The 24,871-nt window shown below is 52.9% G+C and carries 19 protein-coding genes; 8 read left to right on the top strand and 11 right to left on the bottom strand.

Features of this window, described 5'->3' with window-relative positions; all coding sequences use genetic code 11:
• Nucleotides 1–2: 2 nt before the first annotated feature.
• Together argB and argC are read right to left on the bottom strand one after the other, a co-directional pair.
• On the bottom strand, nucleotides 3–779 hold the full coding sequence (argB, locus tag ACLJXE_RS21085; RefSeq protein WP_286631076.1) for an acetylglutamate kinase: 777 nt from the start codon (nucleotides 777–779) through the stop codon (nucleotides 3–5).
• 7 nt (nucleotides 780–786) lie between these two features.
• A complete protein-coding gene (gene argC / locus ACLJXE_RS21080; protein WP_410751933.1) occupies nucleotides 787–1,791 on the bottom strand; it encodes an N-acetyl-gamma-glutamyl-phosphate reductase in 1,005 nt (334 codons plus the stop codon).
• Nucleotides 1,792–1,946: 155 nt separating this feature from the next.
• Here argC and argE point away from each other — a divergent pair, with 155 nt between their 5' ends.
• The 4 genes from argE (at nucleotide 1,947) to ACLJXE_RS21060 (ending at nucleotide 8,883) form a co-directional block, all read left to right on the top strand.
• On the top strand, nucleotides 1,947–3,098 hold the full coding sequence (gene argE, locus ACLJXE_RS21075; RefSeq protein ID WP_410751932.1) for an acetylornithine deacetylase: 1,152 nt from the start codon (nucleotides 1,947–1,949) through the stop codon (nucleotides 3,096–3,098).
• 244 nt (nucleotides 3,099–3,342) lie between these two features.
• Nucleotides 3,343–5,994 carry a phosphoenolpyruvate carboxylase gene (gene ppc, locus ACLJXE_RS21070; RefSeq protein ID WP_286631073.1) on the top strand — a complete coding sequence of 884 codons (2,652 nt, stop codon included), beginning with the start codon at nucleotides 3,343–3,345 and terminating at the stop codon, nucleotides 5,992–5,994.
• Nucleotides 5,995–6,203: 209 nt separating this feature from the next.
• Nucleotides 6,204–7,937, top strand: a complete 1,734-nt coding sequence (locus ACLJXE_RS21065; RefSeq protein ID WP_410751931.1) for a phosphoethanolamine transferase CptA — start codon at nucleotides 6,204–6,206, stop codon at nucleotides 7,935–7,937.
• Nucleotides 7,938–8,022: 85 nt separating this feature from the next.
• Nucleotides 8,023–8,883: a helix-turn-helix transcriptional regulator gene (locus ACLJXE_RS21060; protein ID WP_410751930.1), complete on the top strand. Its 861-nt coding sequence runs from the start codon at nucleotides 8,023–8,025 to the stop codon at nucleotides 8,881–8,883.
• On the opposite strand, the gene ACLJXE_RS21055 is transcribed toward ACLJXE_RS21060, so the two are convergent.
• Genes ACLJXE_RS21055 through ACLJXE_RS21035 form a run of 5 tightly spaced genes read right to left on the bottom strand, consistent with a single transcriptional unit; the run spans nucleotide 8,870 to nucleotide 13,809 of the window.
• Nucleotides 8,870–9,226, bottom strand: a complete 357-nt coding sequence (locus ACLJXE_RS21055; protein WP_286631070.1) for a PTS fructose-like transporter subunit IIB — start codon at nucleotides 9,224–9,226, stop codon at nucleotides 8,870–8,872. The genes ACLJXE_RS21060 and ACLJXE_RS21055 overlap by 14 nt on opposite strands.
• 1 nt (nucleotide 9,227) lies before the next feature.
• Nucleotides 9,228–10,106, bottom strand: coding sequence for a [formate-C-acetyltransferase]-activating enzyme (locus ACLJXE_RS21050; RefSeq protein WP_410751929.1), 879 nt, complete (start codon nucleotides 10,104–10,106; stop codon nucleotides 9,228–9,230).
• Complete coding sequence (locus tag ACLJXE_RS21045) at nucleotides 10,072–12,369, bottom strand: formate C-acetyltransferase (protein ID WP_410751928.1); 2,298 nt, start codon at nucleotides 12,367–12,369, stop codon at nucleotides 10,072–10,074. The genes ACLJXE_RS21050 and ACLJXE_RS21045 overlap by 35 nt, the downstream gene beginning before the upstream one ends.
• A 25-nt stretch (nucleotides 12,370–12,394) precedes the next feature.
• Nucleotides 12,395–12,715: a PTS fructose-like transporter subunit IIB gene (locus tag ACLJXE_RS21040; RefSeq protein ID WP_410751927.1), complete on the bottom strand. Its 321-nt coding sequence runs from the start codon at nucleotides 12,713–12,715 to the stop codon at nucleotides 12,395–12,397.
• A gap of 14 nt (nucleotides 12,716–12,729) precedes the next feature.
• Complete coding sequence (locus ACLJXE_RS21035; RefSeq protein WP_410751926.1) at nucleotides 12,730–13,809, bottom strand: PTS fructose transporter subunit EIIC; 1,080 nt, start codon at nucleotides 13,807–13,809, stop codon at nucleotides 12,730–12,732.
• 306 nt (nucleotides 13,810–14,115) lie between these two features.
• Between ACLJXE_RS21035 and ptsP the strand changes: the two genes are divergently transcribed.
• The 3 genes from ptsP to ACLJXE_RS21020 are packed head-to-tail and all read left to right on the top strand — an operon-like array spanning nucleotide 14,116 to nucleotide 18,407.
• Nucleotides 14,116–16,617: a phosphoenolpyruvate--protein phosphotransferase gene (gene ptsP, locus ACLJXE_RS21030; protein ID WP_410751925.1), complete on the top strand. Its 2,502-nt coding sequence runs from the start codon at nucleotides 14,116–14,118 to the stop codon at nucleotides 16,615–16,617.
• A gap of 12 nt (nucleotides 16,618–16,629) precedes the next feature.
• Nucleotides 16,630–17,292, top strand: coding sequence for a fructose-6-phosphate aldolase (fsa, locus tag ACLJXE_RS21025; protein WP_410751924.1), 663 nt, complete (start codon nucleotides 16,630–16,632; stop codon nucleotides 17,290–17,292).
• 11 nt (nucleotides 17,293–17,303) lie between these two features.
• Complete coding sequence (locus ACLJXE_RS21020; protein ID WP_410751923.1) at nucleotides 17,304–18,407, top strand: glycerol dehydrogenase; 1,104 nt, start codon at nucleotides 17,304–17,306, stop codon at nucleotides 18,405–18,407.
• Between the two features lie 85 nt (nucleotides 18,408–18,492).
• On the opposite strand, the gene katG is transcribed toward ACLJXE_RS21020, so the two are convergent.
• The 3 genes from katG to ACLJXE_RS21005 all read right to left on the bottom strand — a co-directional run bounded on the left by katG (nucleotide 18,493) and on the right by ACLJXE_RS21005 (nucleotide 22,796).
• On the bottom strand, nucleotides 18,493–20,673 hold the full coding sequence (gene katG, locus ACLJXE_RS21015) for a catalase/peroxidase HPI (RefSeq protein WP_286631062.1): 2,181 nt from the start codon (nucleotides 20,671–20,673) through the stop codon (nucleotides 18,493–18,495).
• A 169-nt stretch (nucleotides 20,674–20,842) separates the two neighbouring features.
• The gene (metF, locus tag ACLJXE_RS21010) at nucleotides 20,843–21,730 is read right to left on the bottom strand and encodes a methylenetetrahydrofolate reductase (RefSeq protein ID WP_286631061.1); all 888 of its coding nucleotides are present in this window, start codon (nucleotides 21,728–21,730) and stop codon (nucleotides 20,843–20,845) included.
• A gap of 157 nt (nucleotides 21,731–21,887) precedes the next feature.
• Nucleotides 21,888–22,796, bottom strand: coding sequence for a LysR family transcriptional regulator (locus tag ACLJXE_RS21005; RefSeq protein WP_410751922.1), 909 nt, complete (start codon nucleotides 22,794–22,796; stop codon nucleotides 21,888–21,890).
• 89 nt (nucleotides 22,797–22,885) lie between these two features.
• Here ACLJXE_RS21005 and ACLJXE_RS21000 point away from each other — a divergent pair, with 89 nt between their 5' ends.
• Nucleotides 22,886–23,263: a carboxymuconolactone decarboxylase family protein gene (locus ACLJXE_RS21000; RefSeq protein ID WP_410751944.1), complete on the top strand. Its 378-nt coding sequence runs from the start codon at nucleotides 22,886–22,888 to the stop codon at nucleotides 23,261–23,263.
• Between the two features lie 38 nt (nucleotides 23,264–23,301).
• Here ACLJXE_RS21000 and ACLJXE_RS20995 read toward each other — a convergent pair whose 3' ends face one another.
• On the bottom strand, nucleotides 23,302–24,858 hold the full coding sequence (locus ACLJXE_RS20995) for a bifunctional metallophosphatase/5'-nucleotidase (RefSeq protein WP_410751921.1): 1,557 nt from the start codon (nucleotides 24,856–24,858) through the stop codon (nucleotides 23,302–23,304).
• Nucleotides 24,859–24,871: the final 13 nt, after the last annotated feature.

The raw sequence follows: 24,871 nt of genomic DNA, 5'->3' as shown, positions 1-24,871 counted from the left end.
GTTTACGCCAGAATGCGCGTACCAATCGGCGTGCCGTTAAACAGCGCCGGGAGTTGCTCAGCATGACGCCAGGAAGCGATATCTACCGGGCGGCCCAGCGTACGCGCAGCATCCAGCGCCGCGTTGACCTTCACGATCATGCCATCGGTAATAATGCCCTGTTCAATCAGCTGTTCCGCTTTCGTCGCGGTCATTTCGGCAATACGCTGGCCTTTACCATCCAGAATACCGCTCACATCAGAGAGCAGGATCAGATCAGCGCCCAGCGTTGCCGCCAGCGCCGTCGCCGCCTGATCGGCATTGACGTTCATCAACAGCCCATCCTCAGTAACGCCAATGGAACTCACTACCGGCAAAAAACCGCCTTCCAGCAGCAAGTTAATCAGCTTAGGCGAACCCGGTTGCGCCAGTCCAACATGACCCAACTCTTTATTGAGCGGTGTCACTTTTACGCTGTCGCCATCGCCCAGATACAGCCCCACAGACGCAATTTGGTGTTTTTTTGCCCAGGCCAGTAAGGTTTTATTCGCTGTTCCTGCCAGAGCACCGGTGATGATGTCGATTTGGTCGGCTGGCGTCACGCGCAGACCATTTTTCTTTTTCACCGGCAGATTTAACTGTTTCATCAGTTCGTCGACGACGCAGCCGCCGCCGTGCACAATGACCAGCGGACGCTGGTGTGACTCGCGATAATTTACCAGCGCGGTAAACAGACGCTCCAGCGCCTCTTCGCTATCCAGTAAAACGCCGCCCAGCTTGATAATTAATGGATTCATCATTGCACCCTTAAATAAGAGACTGCGTCTCAGCAAAGCCGAAACGGATATTTGCGCACTGCATGGCCTGTGCTGCCGCGCCCTTCAATAAATTATCTTCAGTCGCTACCACAATCAGATGTTCGCCCTGCACAGCAAATCCGATATCACAGAACGGTAAGCCAACCACGTTTTTCAGTGCCGGAACGCCTTTTTCATACAGACGCACCAACGGTTTATCGCTATATGCCTGTTGCAGCGTTTGCGTTACCTGAACCTGAGTGACACCCGCATTCAGACGGCAGGTAATGGTTTCCAGGATCCCACGCGGAAAGTTGCCCAGATGCGGGGTGAAAATCACTTCAGCCCCCAAATGCGTGGCAATTTCCGGTTGATGGCGGTGGGTAAACACGCCATACGGCTGCAGGCTCACTTCACAGAAACTGTTCGAAATAGCGGCCTTACGGCCCGCACCGCTCACGCCACTGGTGGCGTTAATCACCGGCCACTGAGTAAGGTCCAGCAGCCCGGCATCAATAAGTGGTTTCAGCGACAATTGTGCCGCCGTCGGGTAACACCCCGGAACAGCAATCAAATTCGCGTCTTTCAGTCTGTCTGCACTCCACTCAGCCAGACCGTATACCGCCTGTTCCAGCAGTTCAGGATGCTGATGGGTAAAGCCATAGTATTTCTCATAGAAGGCACCGTCGTTTACGCGGAACGCGCCCGAGAGGTCAAACACCACACACCCGGCACGCAGAAACTGCGGAGCCAGATCATGACTGACCTCATGAGCCGTCGCGAGGAACACAACGTCCACCCCTGCGCTAAACTCGCTGATATCAGACATTGGCTGTAACGGCAAATCGACAATGCCTTTTAGCTGTGGATGTAAATCGGAGATTAATTTTCCTGCATCATTGCTTTGCGCTGAGACGGTCAAAGCGGTTATGGTCATATCAGGATGGCGATTTACATAGGTCACAAGCTCTGCACCAGCATAGCCACTGGCGCCCACAATCAGCGTATTCAACATCGGGGCTGTTCACCTTCTTAGATTCGGTTGCCAGGTATAAGCCTTTATCACCTCACCTTACACTTGGTGGGTTTTATTACGCTCAACATTATTGTATTTTTATTCACAAATACTGCATGAATATTGATACTATCATGACCCGAGGTGTGTCAACAATGAAAAACAATTTACCGCCATTTATCGAGATTTACCGCGCTCTGATTGCCACACCGTCGATTAGCGCCACCGAAGAAGCGCTCGATCAAAGCAATGCAGGTTTAATCACTCTGCTGGCGGACTGGTTCAAAGATTTGGGCTTCAGCGTTGAGGTACAACCGGTCCCCGGCACCCGCAATAAATTCAATATGCTGGCAAGCACTGGCACCGGCGCGGGTGGACTGCTGCTCGCCGGTCATACCGACACCGTGCCGTTTGACGATGGGCGTTGGACGCGCGATCCCTTCACCCTCACCGAGCACGACAATAAGCTCTACGGTCTGGGCACGGCGGATATGAAAGGCTTCTTCGCGTTTATTCTCGATGCGCTGCGGGATGTCGATGTGAAACAACTGAAGAAGCCGCTCTACATTCTGGCCACCGCCGATGAAGAGACCAGCATGGCGGGCGCACGCTACTTCTCTGAAAACACTGCGATTCGTCCAGATTGCGCAATCATCGGTGAGCCAACGTCCCTGCAGCCAATTCGCGCGCACAAAGGACATATCTCCACGGCGGTACGCGTGCTGGGTCAGTCTGGCCATTCCAGCGATCCGGCGCGTGGCGTGAATGCAATTGAACTGATGCATGATGCTATCGGCCATATCATGAAGCTGCGCGATGACCTGAAAAAACGCTATCACCACGATTCATTCACCGTACCTTACCCAACGCTAAACCTCGGCAGTTTGCACGGTGGCGATGCCTCCAACCGTATCTGCGCCTGCTGCGAGCTGCACATGGATATTCGTCCGCTACCCGGCATGACACTTAACGATCTGAATGGGTTACTCAACGATGCGCTGGCCCCGGTGAGCGAACGCTGGCCTGGCCGCCTGACGGTTTCCGAGCTGCATCCGCCGATCCCTGGTTACGAATGCCCACCGGATCACCAACTTGTCGAGGTGGTGGAAAAACTACTCGGCGAGAAAACCGACGTGGTGAACTACTGCACCGAAGCGCCGTTTATCCAGACACTTTGCCCGACGCTGGTGCTTGGACCGGGTTCCATTAATCAGGCACATCAGCCGGATGAATATCTGGAAACACGCTTTATTAAGCCAACCCGCGAATTAATTACCCAGGTTGTGCACCATTTCTGCTGGCATTAACCCGCCGTCGCCTCGCTAATCCTTTGGTGGTAAGCGGGGCGTTTTTTTTAACATTCACATAAGCAACGCTTATTTCGTTCGATGTGAATTAAATAACGTAAATTCCCGCCATTTTTTCGTTTGCTGAACCGATTTCGCCGCAATTGACGCCACGAGTTTTACGTGGCTTTATAAAAGACGGCCAAAAAAGTTAAGCCCGAAAGAGACAGGGCTAATAAATTTAAGATGGGGTGTCTGGGTTAATATGAACGAACAATATTCCGCGTTGCGTAGTAATGTCAGTATGCTCGGCAAAGTGCTGGGAGAGACCATCAAGGATGCGCTGGGAGAGAACATTCTTGAGCGCGTAGAAACAATCCGTAAGCTGTCCAAATCATCCCGCGCTGGCAATGAAGCGAACCGCCAGGAGCTGCTCACTACGCTGCAGAACCTGTCCAACGACGAGCTGCTGCCCGTTGCCCGCGCATTTAGTCAGTTCCTGAACCTGGCCAATACCGCCGAGCAGTACCACAGCATTTCGCCAAAAGGCGAAGCTGCCAGCAACCCGGAAGTGATTGCTCGTACCCTGCGCAAACTGAAAGACCAGCCCAACCTCGATGAAGCGACGATCAAAAAAGCCGTGGAATCGCTCTCTCTGGAGCTGGTACTGACCGCCCACCCGACCGAAATTACCCGTCGTACGTTGATCCATAAAATGGGCGAGGTCAACGCGTGTCTCAAACAACTGGATAACAAAGACATCGTCGATTACGAACGTCACCAGTTGATGCGCCGCCTACGCCAGTTAATCGCCCAGTCCTGGCATACGGATGAAATCCGTAAAATACGTCCCAGCCCGGTTGATGAAGCCAAATGGGGCTTCGCCGTGGTTGAAAACAGCCTGTGGGAAGGTGTACCGAACTATCTGCGTGAGCTGAACGAACAGCTGGAAGAGCATCTGAACTATAAGCTTCCCGTCGATTTCGTCCCGGTCCGATTCACCTCCTGGATGGGGGGTGACCGTGACGGCAACCCGAACGTAACGGCGGATATTACCCGTCATGTGCTGCTGCTCAGCCGCTGGAAAGCGACCGACCTGTTCCTGAAAGACATCCAGTTTCTGGTTTCTGAGCTATCAATGGTCGATGCCACGCCGGAACTGTTAGCGCTGGTGGGTGAAGAAGGTGCGGCAGAACCTTACCGTCACCTGATGAAGATGCTGCGTTCGCGTCTGATGACGACCCAGGCCTGGCTGGAAGCGCGTCTGAAAGGCGAAAAATTACCGAAACCTGCCGGTCTGTTGACGCAAAACGAGCAGCTATGGGAACCGCTATACGCGTGTTACCAGTCTCTGCAAGCTTGCGGTATGGGTATCATCGCCAATGGCGAACTGCTCGATACCCTGCGCCGGGTGAAATGTTTTGGCGTTCCGCTGGTGCGTATCGATATTCGTCAGGAAAGCACCCGTCATACCGAAGCGCTGGGCGAACTGACCCGCTATCTGGGAATTGGCGACTACGAAAGCTGGTCAGAAGCAGACAAACAGGCCTTCCTGATCCGCGAGCTGAATTCCAAACGTCCACTGCTGCCACGCAGCTGGGAACCGAGTAACGAAACCCGCGAAGTGCTCGACACTTGCCGGGTGATTGCCGAAGCGCCTTATGGCTCTATTGCCGCCTACGTTATCTCGATGGCGAAAACGCCGTCGGATGTGCTGGCCGTTCACCTGCTGCTGAAAGAAGCGGGCATTGGTTTTACCATGCCGGTCGCGCCGCTGTTTGAAACGCTGGACGACCTGAACAATGCTGACGATGTTATGACTCAGTTGTTGAATATCGACTGGTATCGCGGTCTGATTCAGGGCAAACAGATGGTCATGATTGGCTATTCTGACTCAGCAAAAGACGCCGGCGTGATGGCGGCTTCCTGGGCGCAATATCAGGCACAGGACGCGCTGATCAAAACCTGCGAAAAAGCCGGTATTGAACTGACACTGTTCCACGGTCGCGGCGGCTCTATTGGTCGTGGCGGCGCGCCAGCTCATGCGGCACTGCTCTCTCAACCGCCAGGTAGCCTTAAAGGCGGCCTGCGCGTGACAGAACAAGGCGAGATGATCCGCTTCAAATACGGCCTACCGGAAGTCACCATCAGCAGCCTGTCGCTGTACACTGCCGCAATTCTGGAAGCTAACCTGTTACCGCCGCCGGAACCAAAAGATGGCTGGCGTCATATCATGGATGAGCTTTCAGATATCTCCTGCGATCTCTATCGTGGGTATGTTCGTGAAAACAAAGACTTTGTACCTTACTTCCGTTCCGCAACACCCGAGCAGGAACTGGGCAAGTTACCGCTCGGCTCACGTCCGGCAAAACGTCGCCCGACCGGTGGCGTAGAGTCTCTGCGTGCTATTCCGTGGATCTTCGCCTGGACACAGAACCGCCTGATGCTTCCGGCCTGGCTGGGTGCAGGTACTGCGCTGCAAAAAGTGGTTGAAGACGGTAAGCAAAGCGAGCTTGAAGCAATGTGCCGTGACTGGCCATTCTTCTCCACGCGTCTTGGCATGCTGGAGATGGTGTTCTCAAAAGCTGACCTGTGGCTGGCGGAGTACTACGATCAGCGCCTGGTCAAAAAAGAGCTTTGGCCATTGGGTGAAGAACTGCGTCAGCGTCTGGAAGCTGATATCAATGTGGTGTTGGCAATTGCCAATGACTCACATTTGATGGCCGATCTACCGTGGATTGCCGAGTCTATTCAGTTAAGGAATATTTATACTGACCCACTGAACGTCTTACAGGCTGAATTATTATATCGTTCGCGCCTGGCAGAAGAGCAAGGTCATGCACCAGACCCACGCGTCGAACAGGCGCTAATGGTGACAATTGCTGGCGTTGCAGCCGGTATGCGTAACACCGGCTAACTTTTATGCCTGTCACCCTCGTGCTATTGTGCGAGGGTGACATAAAATACTGCTGTCATAACCACCTCATTTTTAATATATTCCTGTCTGCATTTTATACATCCAATGGACATTTGCTAGCAGAACGCGATATTCGACTCGCATTGCTTCAGATCCTCTTAAGGTTTAGCCGCTAACGTTGGCGCTACGATTAAAGACAGGCTCACACTATGCAATCCTTACAACTCCAGTCTAAACCCAAATTTAGCTGGAAAGCCCTGGGTTGGGCACTCCTCTATTTTTGGTTCTTCTCTACCTTACTCCAGGCCATTATTTATTTTACGGGCTATAGCGGAACTAACGGATTACGCGACTCAATACTGTTCAGCTCATTGTGGTTGATCCCGGTATTCTTATTCCCGAACCGTATTCGCATTATCGCCGCCGTTATTGGTGTGGCACTCTGGGCTGCTTCATTGGCCGCGCTGAGTTATTACGTTATTTACGGACAAGAATTCTCACAAAGCGTTCTGTTCGTCATGTTTGAAACCAACGCCAACGAAGCCCGCGAATATCTGAGCCAATATTTCAGTCTCAAGATCGTACTTATCGCACTGGCCTATACAGCAACCGCCATCCTGCTGTGGACACGTTTACGCCCGGTTCATATTCCGTCGCCATGGCGTTATCTGGTGTCATTTGCGCTGTTGTACGGTTTAATTCTGCACCCAATGACCGTCAATACGTTTATCAAGCATAAGCCTTTTGAGAAAACGCTGGGCGGCCTTGCATCGCGCATGGAGCCTGCCGCGCCATGGCAGTTTATCTCTGGTTATTATCAATACCGTCAACAATTGACCGCATTAAATAACCTGTTGAATGAGAACAACGCATTGCCACCACTGGCAAACTTTAAAGACAATTCTGGTGATGCTCCGCGTACGCTGGTGCTGGTGATTGGCGAGTCAACTCAACGTGGTCGCATGAGCCTGTACGGCTACCCACGTGAAACCACGCCGGAACTGGATGCGCTGCATAAATCCGATCCAAACTTCACCGTGTTCAATAATGTCGTGACCTCACGTCCGTACACGATTGAAATCCTGCAACAGGCGCTGACCTTCGCAAACGAGAAGAACCCGGATTTATATCTGACGCAGCCGTCGTTGATGAATATGATGAAGCAGGCGGGTTATAAAACTTTCTGGATCACCAACCAGCAAACAATGACCGCCCGTAACACCATGCTGACCGTATTTTCCCGGCAGACAGACAAGCAGTTCTATATGAACCAGCAGCGTACCCAAAGTGCGCGTGAATACGACAGCAACGTACTGGCACCGTTTAAAGAAGTCATGGCCGACCCGGCACCGAAAAAGTTCATCATCGTTCACTTGCTGGGTACGCACATTAAATACAAATTCCGCTATCCGGAAGGCCAGGGTAAGTTTGACGGTAATACCGAGAACGTACCTGCAGGTCTGAGCAGTGATGAACTGGAGTCATATAACGATTATGACAATGCCAACGTCTATAACGACCATATCATTGCCAGCCTGATCAAAGACTACAAAGCCACCGATCCGAACGGCTTCCTGCTCTACTTCTCTGACCATGGTGAAGAAGTGTATGACACGCCGCCACATAAAACGCAGGGCCGCAATGAGGATAGCCCAACGCGCCATATGTATACGGTACCGTTCCTGCTGTGGACGTCTGAAAAATGGCAGGCTGCGCACCCACGCGACTTCTCACAGGACGTTAATCGTAAGTACAGCAGCTCTGAACTTATCCATACCTGGTCAGATTTGGCTGGCTTTACGTACGACGGTTTCGATCCGACCCGTTCCATTACCAGCCCGGAGTTCAAAGAGACGACCCGCTGGATTGGTAATCCGTACAAGAAAAACGCCCTGATTGATTACGATACTCTGCCTTACGGCGATCAAATCGGGAATCAGTAACGTCCTCTCAGGCCACTCTTTAAGAGTGGCCTTTTTTTATGATGACGGTTACTGTTTCCCTGTCTGCTGCCTGCAAGGGATTAACATGTATCACGACGTCAGTCATCTGCTCTCTCGCCTGATTAACGGCCCCACACAGCTGCGCCAGGTTTACTTTGCCAGCACCAGCACCTCAACGCCTGAGCTGGCGTATCAGGTTGACTTCCCCCGGCTGGAGATTGTGCTGGAAGGTGAATTCACCGATAACGGCGTTGCAGGCGCACCCGCCATGTTAACGCCTTATGATGTTCTGTACGTCCCGGCAGGTGGCTGGAACTTCCCGCAATGGCAAGCACCAGTCGTCACACTCAGCATCCTGTTCGGTAAACAGCAATTAGGTTTCAGCATCGTTCGGTGGGATGGCAAGCAGTATCAAAACCTCACGAAGCAACATGTCGCACGGCGTGGACCGCGTATCGGCTCATTCCTGCTGCAAACACTCAATGAAATGCAGATGCAGCCTCAGGAGCAACAAACGGCAAGGTTGATTGTTGCCAGCCTGCTCAGCCATTGCCGCGACCTGCTGGGAAGTCAGATTCAGACGGCATCACGCAGCCAGGCACTTTTTGAAGCCATTCGTGACTATATTGACGAACGTTACGCCTCGCCGCTCACACGGGAATCCGTGGCTCAGGCGTTCTATATTTCGCCGAATTATCTCTCGCACCTATTTCAAAAAACAGGGACCATCGGCTTTAATGAATATCTGAATCATACGCGGCTGGAACACGCAAAGGCACTGCTGAAGGGCTACGACCTGAAGGTTAAAGAAGTGGCGCACACCTGCGGGTTTGTCGACAGCAATTATTTCTGCCGCCTGTTTCGTAAAAATACCGAGCGCTCCCCCTCAGAGTATCGTCGGCAATATCACAGCCAGTTAACGGAAAAGAAGGTCATTCCAGAATAAGATGAGTATGTTGCGGTGCCGAAAGCAGTTTACGCACGGCACTCATCACCCGCTGGGGTTCGCGTAAAAAAGCACTAATTCCCGACTGGACGTAACGGCTTTGAGCAAATCGCTCAGCGCCTGCCAGCTCGATATCGGTAATCAACAGCACCACATCAGCGCGGCTAATATCCTCTTCCGTCAGACGATTCTCTGTACCGAGTGCCCCTTGGGTTTCAATCTTGATATTCCACTTATCCTGCTGACACAGTTTTTCCAGCCGCTCAGCAGCCATATAGGTATGTGCGACGCCGCTGACGCAAGCGGTCACTGCAACCAGATATCGAACAGATGCGACTGCCATATCAACCTCCCACGGTTACCTGAAATCCGGCGTCTTCTGCCATCTTACGCAACGTCGCCACCTCTTGTGCTGACGGGGCGGACACATCCTTCATCGACCACTGCTGCCCAAGCAGGCGATATTTCGGCTCGCCATACTGGTGAAACGGTAGCAGATGTACTTGCTTTATATCTAATGATGACAATAACGTCAGCGCACGCTGCATGTTCTCCATGCTGAGCGTAAAGCCTGGAATCAGCGGTAGACGGGGGATCACATTGACGCCCTCACTGACTAATAGCTGTAAATTCGCCAGTACACGAGACAGATTCATATTTATCACCTCGCGAGCCTGACGCTCATCCAAAATTTTGAGATCGAAGAGAACTTCATCGCATAATTTTGCCAACGGCAGCAGGCGACTGGCTGGGGCGTCCCCTGCCGTTTCAATAGCACAATGAACACCGTTATGCCGCAGGCGCTGTAAAAATCGGATGGCAAAAGGTGCCTGCATCAGCACTTCACCGCCCGAAAGCGTCACCCCGCCGCCGGAGGTACGAAAGAAAATATCATCTTTCATCACCTCGCATTCCAGTGCATCGAGGGTGATCTCACGACCAATGCGCTCAAACGCGCCCGAAGGGCATTCATCAGCGTCACGCAGACACGTCGCACAGTGCAGGCATTTACTCTCCCGCCGCACCGTTTCAATACGCGGGGAGAGTGATTCAGGGTTGGCGCACCACGGACAGGTATGCGGGCAGCCTTTAAAAAAGACGACAGTGCGAATTCCCTGGCCGTCATTCAGCGAATAGCGCTGAATGTTGAAAATGCGCGCAACCTCTTCGCCGTGCGTCCCCACAACCTCACAGTTGATGCGCGGTGCGGCGAATAATGTCATCCTGAATCTCCTTCGACAGCTCGACAAAGAAGGCGCTGTAGCCCGCCACGCGAACCACCAGCCCGGCGAAGTCCTGCGGGCGCTGCTGCGCTTCCCGCAACGTCCCTGCGTTCACCACATTGAACTGGATATGCTGGAGCTTGAGCTGGGTAAATGCGCGCAGAAAATCGGCAAGCTTGCGCAAACCAGCCTCACCTTCCAGCGTGGCTGGCGTGAACTTCACGTTCAGTAACGTACCATTCGAAAGCAACGTGTTATCCAGCTTACTGACCGATTTCAGCACCGCCGTTGGTCCCTGCCTATCCTGGCCAGGCATCGGCGATAACCCCCCGTCCGCCAGTTGCTCCCCGGCAAAACGCCCATCCGGCGTGGCCCCAACCACCGCCCCCAGCGGTACGTGTGCAGATACGGTATATGAACCAGGCGTAAACTGCCCACCACGCGGGTTCCGGTATTTTTCCACCTCTTTACAGTAGTGGCGTAGCAGTTCAGCGCTGATGTTATCCACATCATCAATATCGTTGCCGTATTTCTCGAAGCGGTTAATCAGCCTGGCACGAATTTTCTCGCCTTCCGGTGTGGCGAAATTGCTCTTTAATACTGACAGCAGTTCGTCAAAATTTAAGCGCTGCTGAACGAATACCAGCCCGTTCAGCGCATGCAGCGAGTCGCTCAGGTTGGCGATACCAATCCCCTGTACACCGGAGAAGTTATAACGCGCGCCGCCGTCGGTAATATCACACCCTTTATCGAGACAATCACTGATAAACGAGGAGAGCAACGGCACCGGTGCCCAATCACGATGCCCGATATCGCAAATATTACTGCCCTCTACCATTAGGGTAATGTAGTGGCTGATTTTGGTGCGAATGTGCGCCAGTAAGCTTTCGTACGTCAGCTCGTGGTTGCCTTCGTTCTCATACAGGCTGATTTCCATCACTTTCAGCAGGTTAAACATGGCAATATCATGTAGACCGTAGGTTTTTCCCGGAATCGACAGCTCCACACACCCTACCACCGCGTAATCCCGTGCATCTTCCAGCGATACGCCCCGGTTCAGAAAAGCAGGGACCACCACTTCATCATTAAAGACTTGCGGAATGCCGGTTCCCAGGCGGATGGTTTCCGCCGTTTTCATCAGGAATGGCTTATCAATCAACGCATTGGTGCGAACACCAAGATTTGGCTGTGGTAGTTGCACGCTCTGGTAAGCGTCAAGACAGAGGAAAGAGAGCACGTTTACCGCACTGCGCCCGCTTTCCGTCAACCCACCGAGCAATGCGGTATACCCTGTCGGGAACCCTGCGAAGTAGCGAGCACTGCTGGTGGAACGCAGCAGCACGATGTCATTGCATTTCACCCATAGCGATTCGAGCAGCTCTTTTAAGAAGGCTGGATCTTCGCCCTGGGTCAGAGAAGCCTGGTAGAACGGCAGCATATACTGGTCAAAACGCCCCAGAGAGAGCGAACTGGCATTGGACTCATACTGCAGAATGATATTCATGTACCAGAACAACTGGCACGCCTGCCAGAAGGTTTGCGGCTTATGCTGCATGTTGTGACGAGAATTAGCGGCAATAGCGAGCAGTTCCTGGCGACGATGCGCATCCGGGCAGCTTTCCGCCATCTTCTCAGCCAGGGTGGCATAACGTTGAATGTGGCTTCGCGAAGCCTCAAGTAGCAACAACGCCGCCTGGTAAAAATGGTTATCCGGCTCTTGCTGACAGAGTGCCTGCATCTGCGACACCAGTTCACCCAATCCGTGGTTCAGCAGACGCGGATAATCAATAATGATATGCCCCTGCCCTTTGTCCGTCTGGTTTACGCTAAAAATCTGCGTGCTGACAGCTTCCTTTACCTCATCAGTCATTTGCCCATTAATGAAATCTTTCATCGACCGCTGTTCCCAGTACGGAAACAGGACGTCACGGTATATTCGTTTATCTTCTTCACTGATATTAAAACGGTCCTGCGGACGCGTCGGGAACTGATCCAGTTCTTTGAGCAGCCAGTAAGGATCCATCTCAGGCGAGATAATGCCCGCGCGCGGTTTGACGGTACGGTTTCCGGCAATCAATTCTTCATCACGAATCGAAATCTCAACATGCTCAAGGATATACGCGGTTGCTTTAGCCCGACGCAAAATAACCGGCTCCCCCTCCGTCTGTTGATGGCTGGCGGTATACAGCTGCGCACGCTCAAGTGAGATTTCACGGGGATGTTGAAACAGCGCTGTTTTGAGTCGTTGGATACGATTCGTCATGAGGCAGGCTCCCTGGGATATAACGTTACGCAGTTTGCGTCAGATGTGCGTCAATCTTGTTCATGATGGCATCAGCGCGTTTTACCGCATCGCTAATGTTGACGCGAACAATGGTTTTCCCCACAAAACGCTCCTCAAACTTGATGCCGATATCTTTAGTCAGAATCACCATATCTGCATCCGCCACATCCGCTGCGGTTAGTTCGTTTTCCAGACCAATTGAGCCCTGAGTCTCAACTTTTACTTCCCACCCCCTGGCCTTAGCTGCGCTCTCCAGCGCTTCGGCGGCCATATAGGTGTGTGCAACGCCAGAAGGACATGCTGTTACTGCGATAATCTTCGTCATGGCTCATTCCTCACTTAATTTATTTCAAAATCCAAATCCAGGTCGTCTTCTTTCTTGTCAACCGGAGACTCTTTCTTCCGTGCCAGGCTTTTCAGCACGTTAACGCAGACCGCCGTTACCACAGCCCCCACCGCAACTGCCACGATATACCCCAGTTTTCCTTCCACAACGGGCAGAACAATCAATCCACCCCAACCGGCGTAACACTGCGCACCGAACAGCGCAGCCGTTACCGCACCGCAAACTGAGCCCAACATAATGGATGGGATGACACGCAGTGGGTCAGCGGCTGCGAAAGGAATGGCGCCTTCAGTCACGCCAACACAACCCATTACCAGCGCCGCTTTACCGGCTTCACGTTCTTCGGAAGAATAGTTTTTGCGTCCAATCAGTGTCGCCAGCCCTAAGCCCAGCGGCGGAACGCAGATGCCCACAGCAGCAATCGCCACCACGGTATAAACCCCCTGTGCCACGCAAATCAGCATGAACGCATAGGCAACCTTGTTAATCGGCCCGCCCATATCAAAGGCCAGCATCAGACCCATAATGACCGCTAGCATCACGACACTGCCCTGCTGCATCCCCTGCAACCACTGGGTCAGACTGGCGGTTAACGCACCGACCGGTTCACCCAGTCCCCACATCATGACGCCCGCAGTAATAAAGGTGCCGACAATAGGAATAACAAAGATGGGCATTACCGAGCGCAACACTTTATGCACAGGGATCTTCTTCAGGTAATGCACCACAATACCGCCGATGATCCCGGCAATCAGCGCACCGAAGAATCCGGCACCAAAGCTGTTACCTACCCAGGCGCCAATTGCACAGGGTGCCAGCGCAGAGCGCTCAGCAATGGAATAGCCGATGTACGCAGCGAGAAAAGGCACCATCAGGGTCAACCCTGCAACACCGATATCAAAAAGCTTCTTGAGATTGGGATCGGTCGCAACATCCGGGACCGCCCCCTTGCCATACAGCATGACGGAGACCGCCAGTAAAATACCGCCCGCTACGACGAAGGGGATCATATGCGAAACACCGGTCATCAGATGCTGACGGGTGTTTTTCAGGATCTGCACCAACTCTTTCATAAGTCGCTCCCGGGCTGTTTGAAGCCCATATCCATAATGTTGTTGCGGAAACAATAGGCAATCCGACGCAGCACAGACAGTGGATAAAAAGGCCATTTACTGGATTTTTGTAATGTCAGAACAAAAATGCGATCCGCCTCATAACTTGCACAATGTCAGAATTTAATTGGTACATATCGACTTGTGAGACATGTCCCACTTTGATGCTTACATTACATTTGTCCAGCTTTTGGCAGATTTGTCACATGGCAGGATCAGGTATTGCCCTTTTATTCTGTAAGCAGAAATCGTTATGGGAGAGAGGCTATGGCCCTGATTGTGGAATTTACCTGTGAGCTACCCAATGGCGTACACGCCCGTCCGGCAAGCCACGTTGAAACGCTGTGTAACAGCTTTACCTCACACATTGAGTGGCATAATCTGCGCACTGCCCGTATGGGCAATGCCAAAAGCGCGCTGGCGCTAATTGGTACTGACACGCTGGCTGGTGACACCTGCCAACTGCGGATTTCTGGCGCAGATGAGCAGGCTGCTCACCAGCGTCTGAGCCAATGGTTGCGCGATGAATTTCCACACTGTGACGCCCCACTGGCGGAGGTCAAAAACAGTGAACTGGAGCCGCTTCCGGCTTCGCTAACGAATCTTAATCCCCAGTTTTTCCGCGCCAGAACGGTTTGCAGCGGCAGTGCGGGTGGCACTCTGACGCTTCTCTCTTCACTGGATCTCAATGCACTTGACGATCTCCCCGCAGCCAATGATGTGGAAGTCGAGCAATCTATGCTCGATAACGGCTTAACGTTGTTGATGAAAAATATCGAGTTCCGCCTGCTCGACAGTGATGGCACCACCAGTGCGATTCTGGAGGCTCACCGCTCACTGGCAGGTGACACCTCCCTGCGTCAACATTTGCTGACCGGTGTTTCACGTGGTTTAAGTTGTGCTCAGGCGATAGTCGAAAGCGCCAACCACTTCTGCGATCAGTTCACCCGCTCCAGCAGCAGTTATTTACAAGAACGCGCGCTGGACGTACGCGACGTCTGCTTCCAGCTCCTGCAGCAAATTTATGGTGAACAACGCTTCCCTGTGCCGGGCAAACTCACTCAACCTGCTATTTGCATGGCTGATGAACTTACCCCCAGCCAGTTCCTCGAACTGGATAAGACGTTCCTTAAAGGTTTGTTGCTAAAAAGCGGCGGCACCACTTCCCATACGGTTATCCTTGCCCGCTCATTCAACATTCCCACGCTGGTGGGCGTGAACATTGAAACCTTAACGCCGTGGCAACAACAAACAGCCTACATCGACGGCAACGCTGGCGCGATTGTCGTCGCACCGACTGAGCCCGTTGCCCGCTACTACCAACAGGAAGCCCGCGTACAGGACGCTTTGCGCAAACAACAGCGTATTTGGCTGACTCAGGAAGCCCGCACTGCGGATGGTATACGTATGGAGGTTGCCGCCAACATTGCCCATTCAGTGGAAGCACAGGCCGCTTTTGGCAACGGCGCAGAAGCTGTCGGTCTGTTCCGTACAGAAATGCTGTATATGGACCGCATCAGCGCCCCTGGTGAGCGCGAGCTATACAACATTTTTTGTCAGGCACTGGAGTCTGCGCAAGGGCGCAGCATTATTGTGCGAACCATGGACATCGGTGGTGATAAGCCCGTTGATTACCTGAATATTCCAGCCGAAGCGAACCCGTTTCTCGGTTATCGCGCAGTCCGTATTTATGAAGAGTACGCTTCGCTGTTTACTACGCAGCTCCGGGCAATCCTTCGTGCCTCCGCGCACGGCAGCCTGAAAATCATGATCCCAATGATCTCCTCAATGGAAGAGATCTTGTGGGTCAAAGAGAAACTGGCCGAAGCCAAACAGCAGCTACGTAATGAACACATCCCGTTTGATGAGAAGATCCAGCTCGGCATCATGCTGGAAGTACCGTCAGTCATGTTCATTATTGATCAGTGTTGCGAAGAGATTGATTTCTTCAGTATTGGTAGCAACGACCTGACCCAGTACCTGCTGGCGGTCGATCGCGACAACGCCAAAGTTACGCGTCACTACAACAGCCTAAACCCTGCGTTCCTGCGCGCACTCGATTTCGCGGTACAGGCCGTACATCGTCAGGGTAAGTGGATTGGTCTGTGTGGTGAGCTCGGTGCTAAAGGATCGGTACTGCCACTGCTGGCCGGCCTGGGATTAGATGAAATCAGCATGAGCGCGCCATCCATTCCCACCGCCAAAGCGAGGATGGCGCAACTCGACAGCCGCGCCTGCCGCCAGTTACTGAATCAGGCGATGGCTTGCCGCACCTCTCTGGAAGTGGAACATCTACTGGCTCAGTTCCGGATGGCTCAACAAGATGCTCCGCTGGTTACCGCACAATGCATCGCTCTGGATTGCGACTGGCGTAGCAAAGAAGAAGTCATCAAAGGGATGACCGACAACTTGCTGCTGGCAAACCGCTGCCGTTACCCGCGCAAACTGGAAGCCGATCTATGGGCACGCGAAGCGGTATTCTCTACCGGACTAGGCTTTAGCTTCGCCATTCCACACAGCAAATCTGAACACATTGAACAATCCACAATTAGCGTAGCGCGCCTGAAAGCACCGGTGCGCTGGGGTGATGACGATGCGCAATTCATCATCATGCTGACACTCAACAAACACGCCGCTGGCGACCAGCATATGCGTATTTTCTCTCGCCTGGCGCGCCGCATTATGCATGAAGCATTCCGTAGCGCACTGGTTAACGCTGAATCTGCCGATGCTATCGCCAGCCTGCTGCAACACGAGCTTGAACTTTAAGAGGGTATTTATATGGAACTGTATCTGGATACCGCCAACGTGACTGAAGTCGAACGTCTGGCACGCATCTTTCCTATTGCTGGCGTCACCACCAACCCGAGCATCGTGGCGGCAAGTAAAGAGCCCATCTGGGATGTGCTGCCGCGTCTGCAAAACGCTATCGGCAAAGACGGCATCCTGTTCGCTCAGACCATGAGTCGTGATGCGCAAGGCATGGTGGAAGAGGCTAAGCGCCTGAGCCACGCCGTGCCGGGTATCGTGGTCAAAATTCCGGTGACATCCGAAGGTCTGGCAGCGATCAAAATTCTGAAAAAAGAGGGCATTACCACTCTGGGAACCGCCGTATACAGTGCCTCTCAGGGGCTACTGGCCGCGCTGGCAGGAGCAAAATATGTCGCGCCTTATGTGAACCGCGTTGACGCCCAGGGCGGTGACGGTATCCGTACGGTACAGGAGTTGCAAACATTGCTGGAGCTGCATGCGCCAAACAGTAAGGTGCTGGCGGCGAGCTTTAAAACACCGCGCCAGGCGCTGGATTGCTTACTGGCTGGATGTGAAGCAATCACTCTGCCATTAGATGTAGCGCAACAAATGCTCAATACCCCTGCGGTAGAGTCAGCTATAGAGAAGTTTGAGCAAGACTGGAACAACGCATTTGGTCGTATCACTCTTTAAGGAGATAACGTATGGATCACATTATTCAATCACCGGGTAAATACATCCAGGGTGCCGATGTTATTACCCGTCTTGGCAGCTATCTCAAACCGCTGGCTGAACGCTGGCTGGTCGTTGGAGACAAATTTGTTTTAGGCTTTGCGCAACCCGCTCTGGAAAAAAGCTTCCAGGACGCAGGGTTGTCACTGGAAATCGCTCCGTTTGGCGGCGAATGTTCACAGAATGAAATCGACCGTCTGCGCGGCATGGCAGAAAAAGCGCAGTGCGGCGCGGTACTCGGTATTGGCGGCGGTAAAACGCTGGATACCGCCAAAGCGCTGGCTCACTTTATGGGTGTACCGGTCGCCATTGCGCCAACAATTGCCTCTACCGATGCCCCCTGCAGCGCGCTGTCGGTCATTTACACCGATGCGGGCGAATTTGACCGCTATCTGCTGCTGCCTAACAACCCGGACAGGGTCATTGTCGATACTAAAATCGTGGCAGGCGCTCCTGCGCGTCTGCTAGCTGCAGGCATCGGCGACGCACTGGCGACCTGGTTTGAAGCTCGCGCCTGTTCACGCAGCGGTGCAACCACCATGGCGGGAGGCCAATGTACTCAGGCTGCACTGGCATTGGCTGAGCTGTGCTACAACACGCTGCTTGAAGAGGGCGAGAAAGCCATGCTGGCCGCGGAGCAACATGTAGTCACTCCGGCGCTGGAGCGTATCATTGAAGCCAATACTTATTTGAGCGGTGTCGGTTTTGAGAGTGGCGGCCTGGCTGCAGCACACGCCATTCACAATGGTCTGACGGCAATCCCGGATGCACACCATTACTATCATGGTGAGAAAGTGGCGTTCGGTACGTTAACGCAGTTAGTACTGGAAAACGCGCCGGTAGAAGAACTTGAAACCGCCGCAGCTCTGTGTCATTCCGTTGGTCTGCCGATCACCCTTGCTCAACTGGACATCAAGCAGGACATTCCAGCCAAAATGCGCATTGTGGCCGAAGCAGCCTGTGCCGAAGGCGAAACTATTCATAATATGCCCGGTGGCGCCACGCCGGACCAGGTTTATGCCGCGCTGCTGGTCGCGGATCAGTACGGTCAACGTTACCTGCAAGAGTGGGAATAACCTGCCAATAAAAAATCCCCGCAATCGCGGGGATTTTTTATTCATACCATACCGGACGCGCACAAACGCCATCCGGCATTTTCTGTTACAACAGATCGAAACGGTCCAGGTTCATCACTTTCACCCATGCCGCGACAAAGTCCTTCACGAACTTCTCGTGAGCATCGCTGCAGGCATAAACTTCTGCCAGCGCTCGCAGCACTGAGTTAGAGCCAAACACCAGGTCGGCGCGGGTTGCGGTGTATTTCACTTCACCGTTCAGACGGTCACGACCTTCAAATACTTCTTTCGATTCGTCAGTCGCTTTCCATTCGTTACGCATATCCAGCAGGTTGACGAAGAAGTCATTGCTGAGCACGCCTGGGCGATCGGTAAAGACGCCATGCTGACTACCATCGAAGTTGGCGCCCAGTACGCGCATCCCACCTACCAGTACGGTCATTTCCGGTGCAGTGAGAGTCAACTGCTGCGCTTTATCGATCAGTAACGACTCGGTGGTCGACACGTCAGGACGGGCACGATAGTTACGGAAACCATCTGCAATTGGCTCCAGCAACTCAAACATCTCAATATCGGTTTGGTCCTGACGCGCATCTACGCGGCCCGGAACAAAAGGTACAGTGATGTTAACACCCGCCGCGCTTGCTGCTTTCTCAACACCGACCACACCGGCCAGCACGATAATGTCGGCCAACGAGGCGGTATGAGCAGATTTATAAATACCTTCCAGCACAGGCAGAACACGGGCCGCAGTCGCATTCACATCCCAGCCGCGTTGAGGTGCCAGCGCCAGGCGAGCACCGTTCGCGCCACCACGTTTGTCACCGCCACGGAAAGTCGATGCGGAAGCCCACGCCACCGATACCAACTCACTAACAGAAAGCCCGGAAGCTGCGATGGTCGCCTTCAGGTTAAGAATGTCTTCTTCGCTTGGGTTGAAGAACGCATGCGGCAGGGGGTCCTGCCAAATCAGATCTTCTTGCGGGACTTCCGGTCCGATGTAACGAGCTTTCGGCCCCATATCACGGTGCGTCAGTTTAAACCACGCACGGGCAAAGGCTTCGTTGAACGCTTGCGGATCGTTAAGGAAACGACGGGAGATCTTCTCGAACTCAGGATCAAAGCGCAAGGTCAGGTCGGTGACCAGCATTGTTGGCTTACGTTTTTTAGACGGATCAAACGGATCGGGGATAATCTCCGGTGCGTCAACCGCTTCAAATTGAATCGCGCCTGCCGGGCTGCGAGTCTGCACCCACTCATATTTGAACAGGTTCTCGAAGAAATAGTTGCTCCACTGGGTCGGAGTCTGCGTCCAGACGACTTCCAGGCCAGAGGTGATGGCATCTGCACCCGAGCCGCTGCCATAGCTGCTGGCCCAGCCCAGTCCCTGCGCTTCAATTGGTGCGGATTCCGGATCAGGACCAACATGGGATGCTGGTGCTGCACCGTGGGTTTTGCCCAACGTATGACCACCACCAATCAGCGCCACGGTTTCTTCGTCGTTCATCCCCATATTACCGAAGGTCGCACGAATAGCCGCTGCCGCAGAAAGCGGTTCACCACTGTGATCAGGACCTTCCGGGTTAACATAGATAAGACCCATCTCGGTTGCGCCAAGCGGGGCTTTTGCCAACTCTTCAGGATGGCGGTGAGTCAGCCAGGCTTTCTCATCACCCCAGTTTACGTCGAGATCAGGTTCCCAGACATCTTCACGCCCTGCACCAAAACCGAAGGTACGGAAGCCTGAGTTTTCCAGCGCCACGTTACCCGCGAGGATAAACAGGTCGGCCCAGGAAATTTTCTGACCATATTTCTGCTTGATTGGCCACAGCAGACGACGCGCCTTATCAAGGCTAACGTTGTCCGGCCAGGAGTTCAGTGGTGCAAAACGCTGCTGTCCGCGACCCGCGCCACCGCGTCCATCGATGGAGCGATAAGTCCCTGCACCGTGCCATGCCATACGGATGAATAAACCGGCATAGGTACCCCAGTCGGCAGGCCACCACGGTTGAGATTCGGACAGAAGGGCTCTGAGATCCCCTTTCAGGGCAGAATAGTCGAGTTTGCTAAATTCTTTGCGGTAGTTGAAGTCCTCGCCCAGCGGGTTCGAACGGTTGGAATGTTGGTTCAGCAAATCTACACGGAGTTGATTAGGCCACCAGTCGCGGTTGTTCGTTCCTGCTCCCGCGCTCTGATCGTGACCGCCCTGATGAAAAGGACACTTACCGGCAGTTGATGCGTTATGGCTATCGTCGGACATGCTCATCTATATGCTCCCTTTACAGTGTTCTGACTACGATATACACCACCAGAGATAAGATATAGTCGAAATAACCCACAGATTCGATAGCTAATTCCTTTTATATTTTACGTTACAGAGATGTAGATCAAAATGATCAATAAAAAGCCCTCCGTAGAGGGCTGGGGCATCTGTTTTAATTCGGTCTTACACCCAGTGTGTGACAAATAGCGTAGCTCATCTCAGCGCGGTTGAGCGTATAGAAGTGAAAATCTTTCACCCCTTCGCGACTGAGGATCTTCACCATGTCCATGGCGATATTCGCCCCTACCAGCTTGCGGGTTTCGGCATCATCGTCCAGGCCGTCAAACATTGTCGACATCCAGGAAGGGATACGAACATTGGTCATATCGGCAAATTTCTTCGCCTGCTTAAAGTTAGAGACCGGCAGGATACCCGGAATAATTTCCACATCGATGCCTGCTGATACGCAACGGTCGCGAAAACGCAGGTAGCTTTCCACATCAAAGAAGAACTGAGTGATCGCCCGGTTTGCGCCGGCATCAACCTTACGTTTCAGGTTAAGCAGGTCTGCCTGGGCACTCTTCGCTTCCGGATGAACTTCCGGATAAGCGGCAACAGAGATATCAAAATCTGCGACGTCTTTCAGTAGGCTCACCAGATCGGCAGCATACATATCTGGTTTACCTCCCCCCGGAGGCAGGTCACCACGCAGGGCAACAATATGACGAATACCGTTGTTCCAGTAGTCCTGGGCAATGGTACGCAGTTCATCGCGAGTGGCATCAATACAGGTCAGGTGCGGGGCCGCTTCAAGGCCGGTACGATCCTTAATACCTTTAATGATGCTGTGCGTGCGGTCGCGCTCACCCGAATTTGCCCCGTAAGTCACGGAAACAAACTTCGGCTTCAGGCTGCTCAGGCGATCGATGGAGTTCCACAGGGTTTGCTCCATTTCACTGGTGCGCGGCGGGAAAAACTCAAACGAAACGTTAATCTGACCGGCAACTTCTGCCAGGCTCTGATTCAGGGCTTCCCGCTGGTTGGCGTGAAAAAAGCTCATACCTTACCTCATCAATCTTTTGTCGTTATATGTTGTGTTGTGAACTGCTATACGTTTAGACGTCTAGATGTAAAAATGACGGAAAAGCGTGCTGGCGTCAACACAAAAATCATCGCCAAAGGTGAGGAATACTCAGCCAACGTGAAAAATATTCACATCAGCCTGAAATGATGAGGGATTGCATCACGACCGTCTGCAACCACGCTAATTTTGTTACGTTCTCAGGCAACATCAGCAACCCCATGCTAATACGCAATTCAGTATCGGTAAGCGGAAGGAATATCACCCCCTGACGCTGGATAGCGGAAAACGAGGCCGGAAGCAGACTCAGACCATCACCCTGCGCGATCCGCGCCAACAGCACATCATGCTCCAGCGGTTCTTCAAGACAGGCAGGAGAGTAACCAGCACGACAAAAAATGTGTCGGGTGTAATCAAAAAAAGCGGGGTTACGTTCGCGTTTGAACCAGAACAGTAGTCGGTGGTTCAGCGCCGTTAACGAGAGCGTCGGCAGTTCCGCCTCTGACCAGATCGCGGGTAAGGCGGCGATCATCGATTCTTGCCAACCGACAGACGTAACGCTAAGCCCCGTGGTCTCAAGCGGTAGCGCCACCAGCGCTGCATCAAGCTTTCCCCGACGCACCTGGCGCGCCAGTTCAGGCGAACTATGGCGGACAATATGTAGCTTCTGTACTCGCGTATTAAGCTGTGACTCAAGCGCAGCAAAAACACCCTGCTCAAACGCGGTAGTCAGGCCAAAGCGCAGCGACTGTGTACCGGTTTGTCCAAGCTTGCTCAATGCTGCATAAGTTTCATCCTGCTGCGCCAGCAGCGGGCGGATAATCTCCAGTACGCGCGCCCCTTCATCCGTGAGCGCCAGCCCTTTGGTATGACGGACAAAAAGCATCACCCCCAGGCGTTCTTCAAGCTGGCGAATGTGGCGACTCAGCGGTGGCTGCGACATAAACAAACGCTGCGCCGCTCGACTCATATTGTTCTCTTCCGCCACTACGGCAAAGTAACGCAGCAGACGAATATCCAGAGAGTGTAATGGCGATGTTGTCATACCGAAAAGGTATCACGGAAACGGTATTATCCCAATCATTCCGCGCGCTCTATCCTCAGGCCACAGACCACACAAATGAGGAAGAAATGATGCCTTCAGAACGCTTTATTACGGGTCAGGGGATGTTGCACAAAGTGGATGGTAAAGGGGGCGAGGCCGTCGTCGAGAGCCTGAAAGATATTGCACCTGACTTCGCCCGCTACCTGCTGGAATTTCCTTTTGGCGACATCTATTCAAGACCGGGGCTGGATTTACGCAATAGAGAAATAGCGACCGTCGCGGCATTAACTGCGCTGGGCAACGCCACACCACAGTTGAAAGTGCATATTGGCGCGGCATTACACGTTGGTTTAACGCAGGATGAGATCGTTGAAGTGATTATGCAAATGGCAGTATATGCAGGTTTTCCCGCGGCACTGAACGGGTTGTTCGCCGCAAAAGAGGTGTTTTCCTCCCACAAAGGCTAAAACAGCAGGCCAGCGGAATATCTGCTGGCCTGAGCCCACTACGGTTTCACATCTTCCACACGCATACCTTTGAGTTGCTCATCCGTCAGCGGATTTCCCGCTTTGAAATAATCAACGACCGCATTAGAGATGTAGTAGCCTCCGGATGTGTTACGCGCTTTACCTTCGGTAAAGGTTGTAAAACCATCACCACCGTCCGCCAGGAAGCTATTGGTGGCAATGTGATAGGTGGTGGCGTCCTCAATGGGTTTGCCGTTTAACGTCAATACAGTGACCCGCTGACCGACAGGTTTACTGCTGTCATACTTCATCTCCAGGCCTTTGGATACCTGCAAAACACCGTTACTTAAACTCGCGCCGTGCTCCATCAAACTACGCAACTGCTTACCGGTGAGATCCATGGTGGCCAGCTCGTTCGGGAACGGAAAGGTGCTAATGACCGCCCCCATGGTGATGGCACCTGCAGGGACTTCATTACGGATGCCGCCTGAGTTAGTGAGCGCTAACTGGGTATCTTTACCCGCTGCCACCAACAGCGCATCCGCCGCCAGGTTCCCCAGCGAAGAAGATTCACCGTAAGCACGCGTCAACTCAATTGGGGAGTTGGCGACCGTTTGCTGCACCACCTTATCAAGCTTCTTATTCCAGCCATCAATGACTTGTTTAGTCTGCGGATCTGGTTGCCATTCATCCGCAAAGATGGTCTTTAGCTCGAAATTTTTCACCGTAAATTGATGCGGTTTCTGCTGGTAATCCAGCACCAGTTTACCAACATCAATACCCCCGCTGTCGGTGGAAAGGATCAGGGTATTCCCGACTTTAATCGGCTCTGGCGTGCCCACATGCGCATGACCGGTTATCAGGATGTCCAGCCCCTTCACCTGGCCTGCGGTCTGGATGTCTTTATCCAACGCACGGCGCACATCGGTGCCTCCCAGACTGGACTGGCGCGCTGGCGTACCTTCATGGATCAGCGCCACGGTGAGATCGACTTTGCCTTTAAGCTCATCGATATAGCGTTGCAACCACTTCACTTCATCACGCGCTTCGATACCAACACGTGTCGCCGCAGAAACCGTATCATCAAAAGCAAACACGCCGTGCAGGCCAATCACGCCAATTTTCACGCCATCTTTCTCAATGATGGTGTAAGGCTTATCCCAGAACATTTTACTGCTGTTCTGATAAAAGATATTACCCTGCACAATCGGGAATTTCGCCTGGCTCAGCTGTAGCAGCGTGTTATCCCAGCCATGATCGAACTCATGATTACCCATGGTGACAGCGTCGAATGGCATGGTGTTCATGATATCGATAATCGCCTTGCCCTTGGTCAGGCTGCTGATATACGGCCCGGTAAAGTAGTCTCCGGCATCAAAGAACCAGGTGGCGCTATTTTTCGTTTTTTCCTGCTTCACCATCGTCGTGATATTAGCCCAGCCGCCAATATCACGCGTGCCATCCGCAATCCACGGCACTTTATAAGGTTCAGCGTGGGCATGGAGATCGTTGGTATAAATAATTGTGACATCTTTGGCAGATGCCCAAAGCGGCAGTGACACCAGAACAGCAACAGCCAACATTTTTAACTTCATAATCAATCCCTTT

This window comes from Citrobacter sp. U14242 (genome assembly GCF_046555775.1).
In the GTDB taxonomy this organism is placed as follows: Bacteria; Pseudomonadota; Gammaproteobacteria; order Enterobacterales; family Enterobacteriaceae; genus Citrobacter.
The sequence above is the reverse complement of the archived record's forward strand: the minus strand, read 5'-3'. Positions and strand labels throughout refer to the sequence as shown.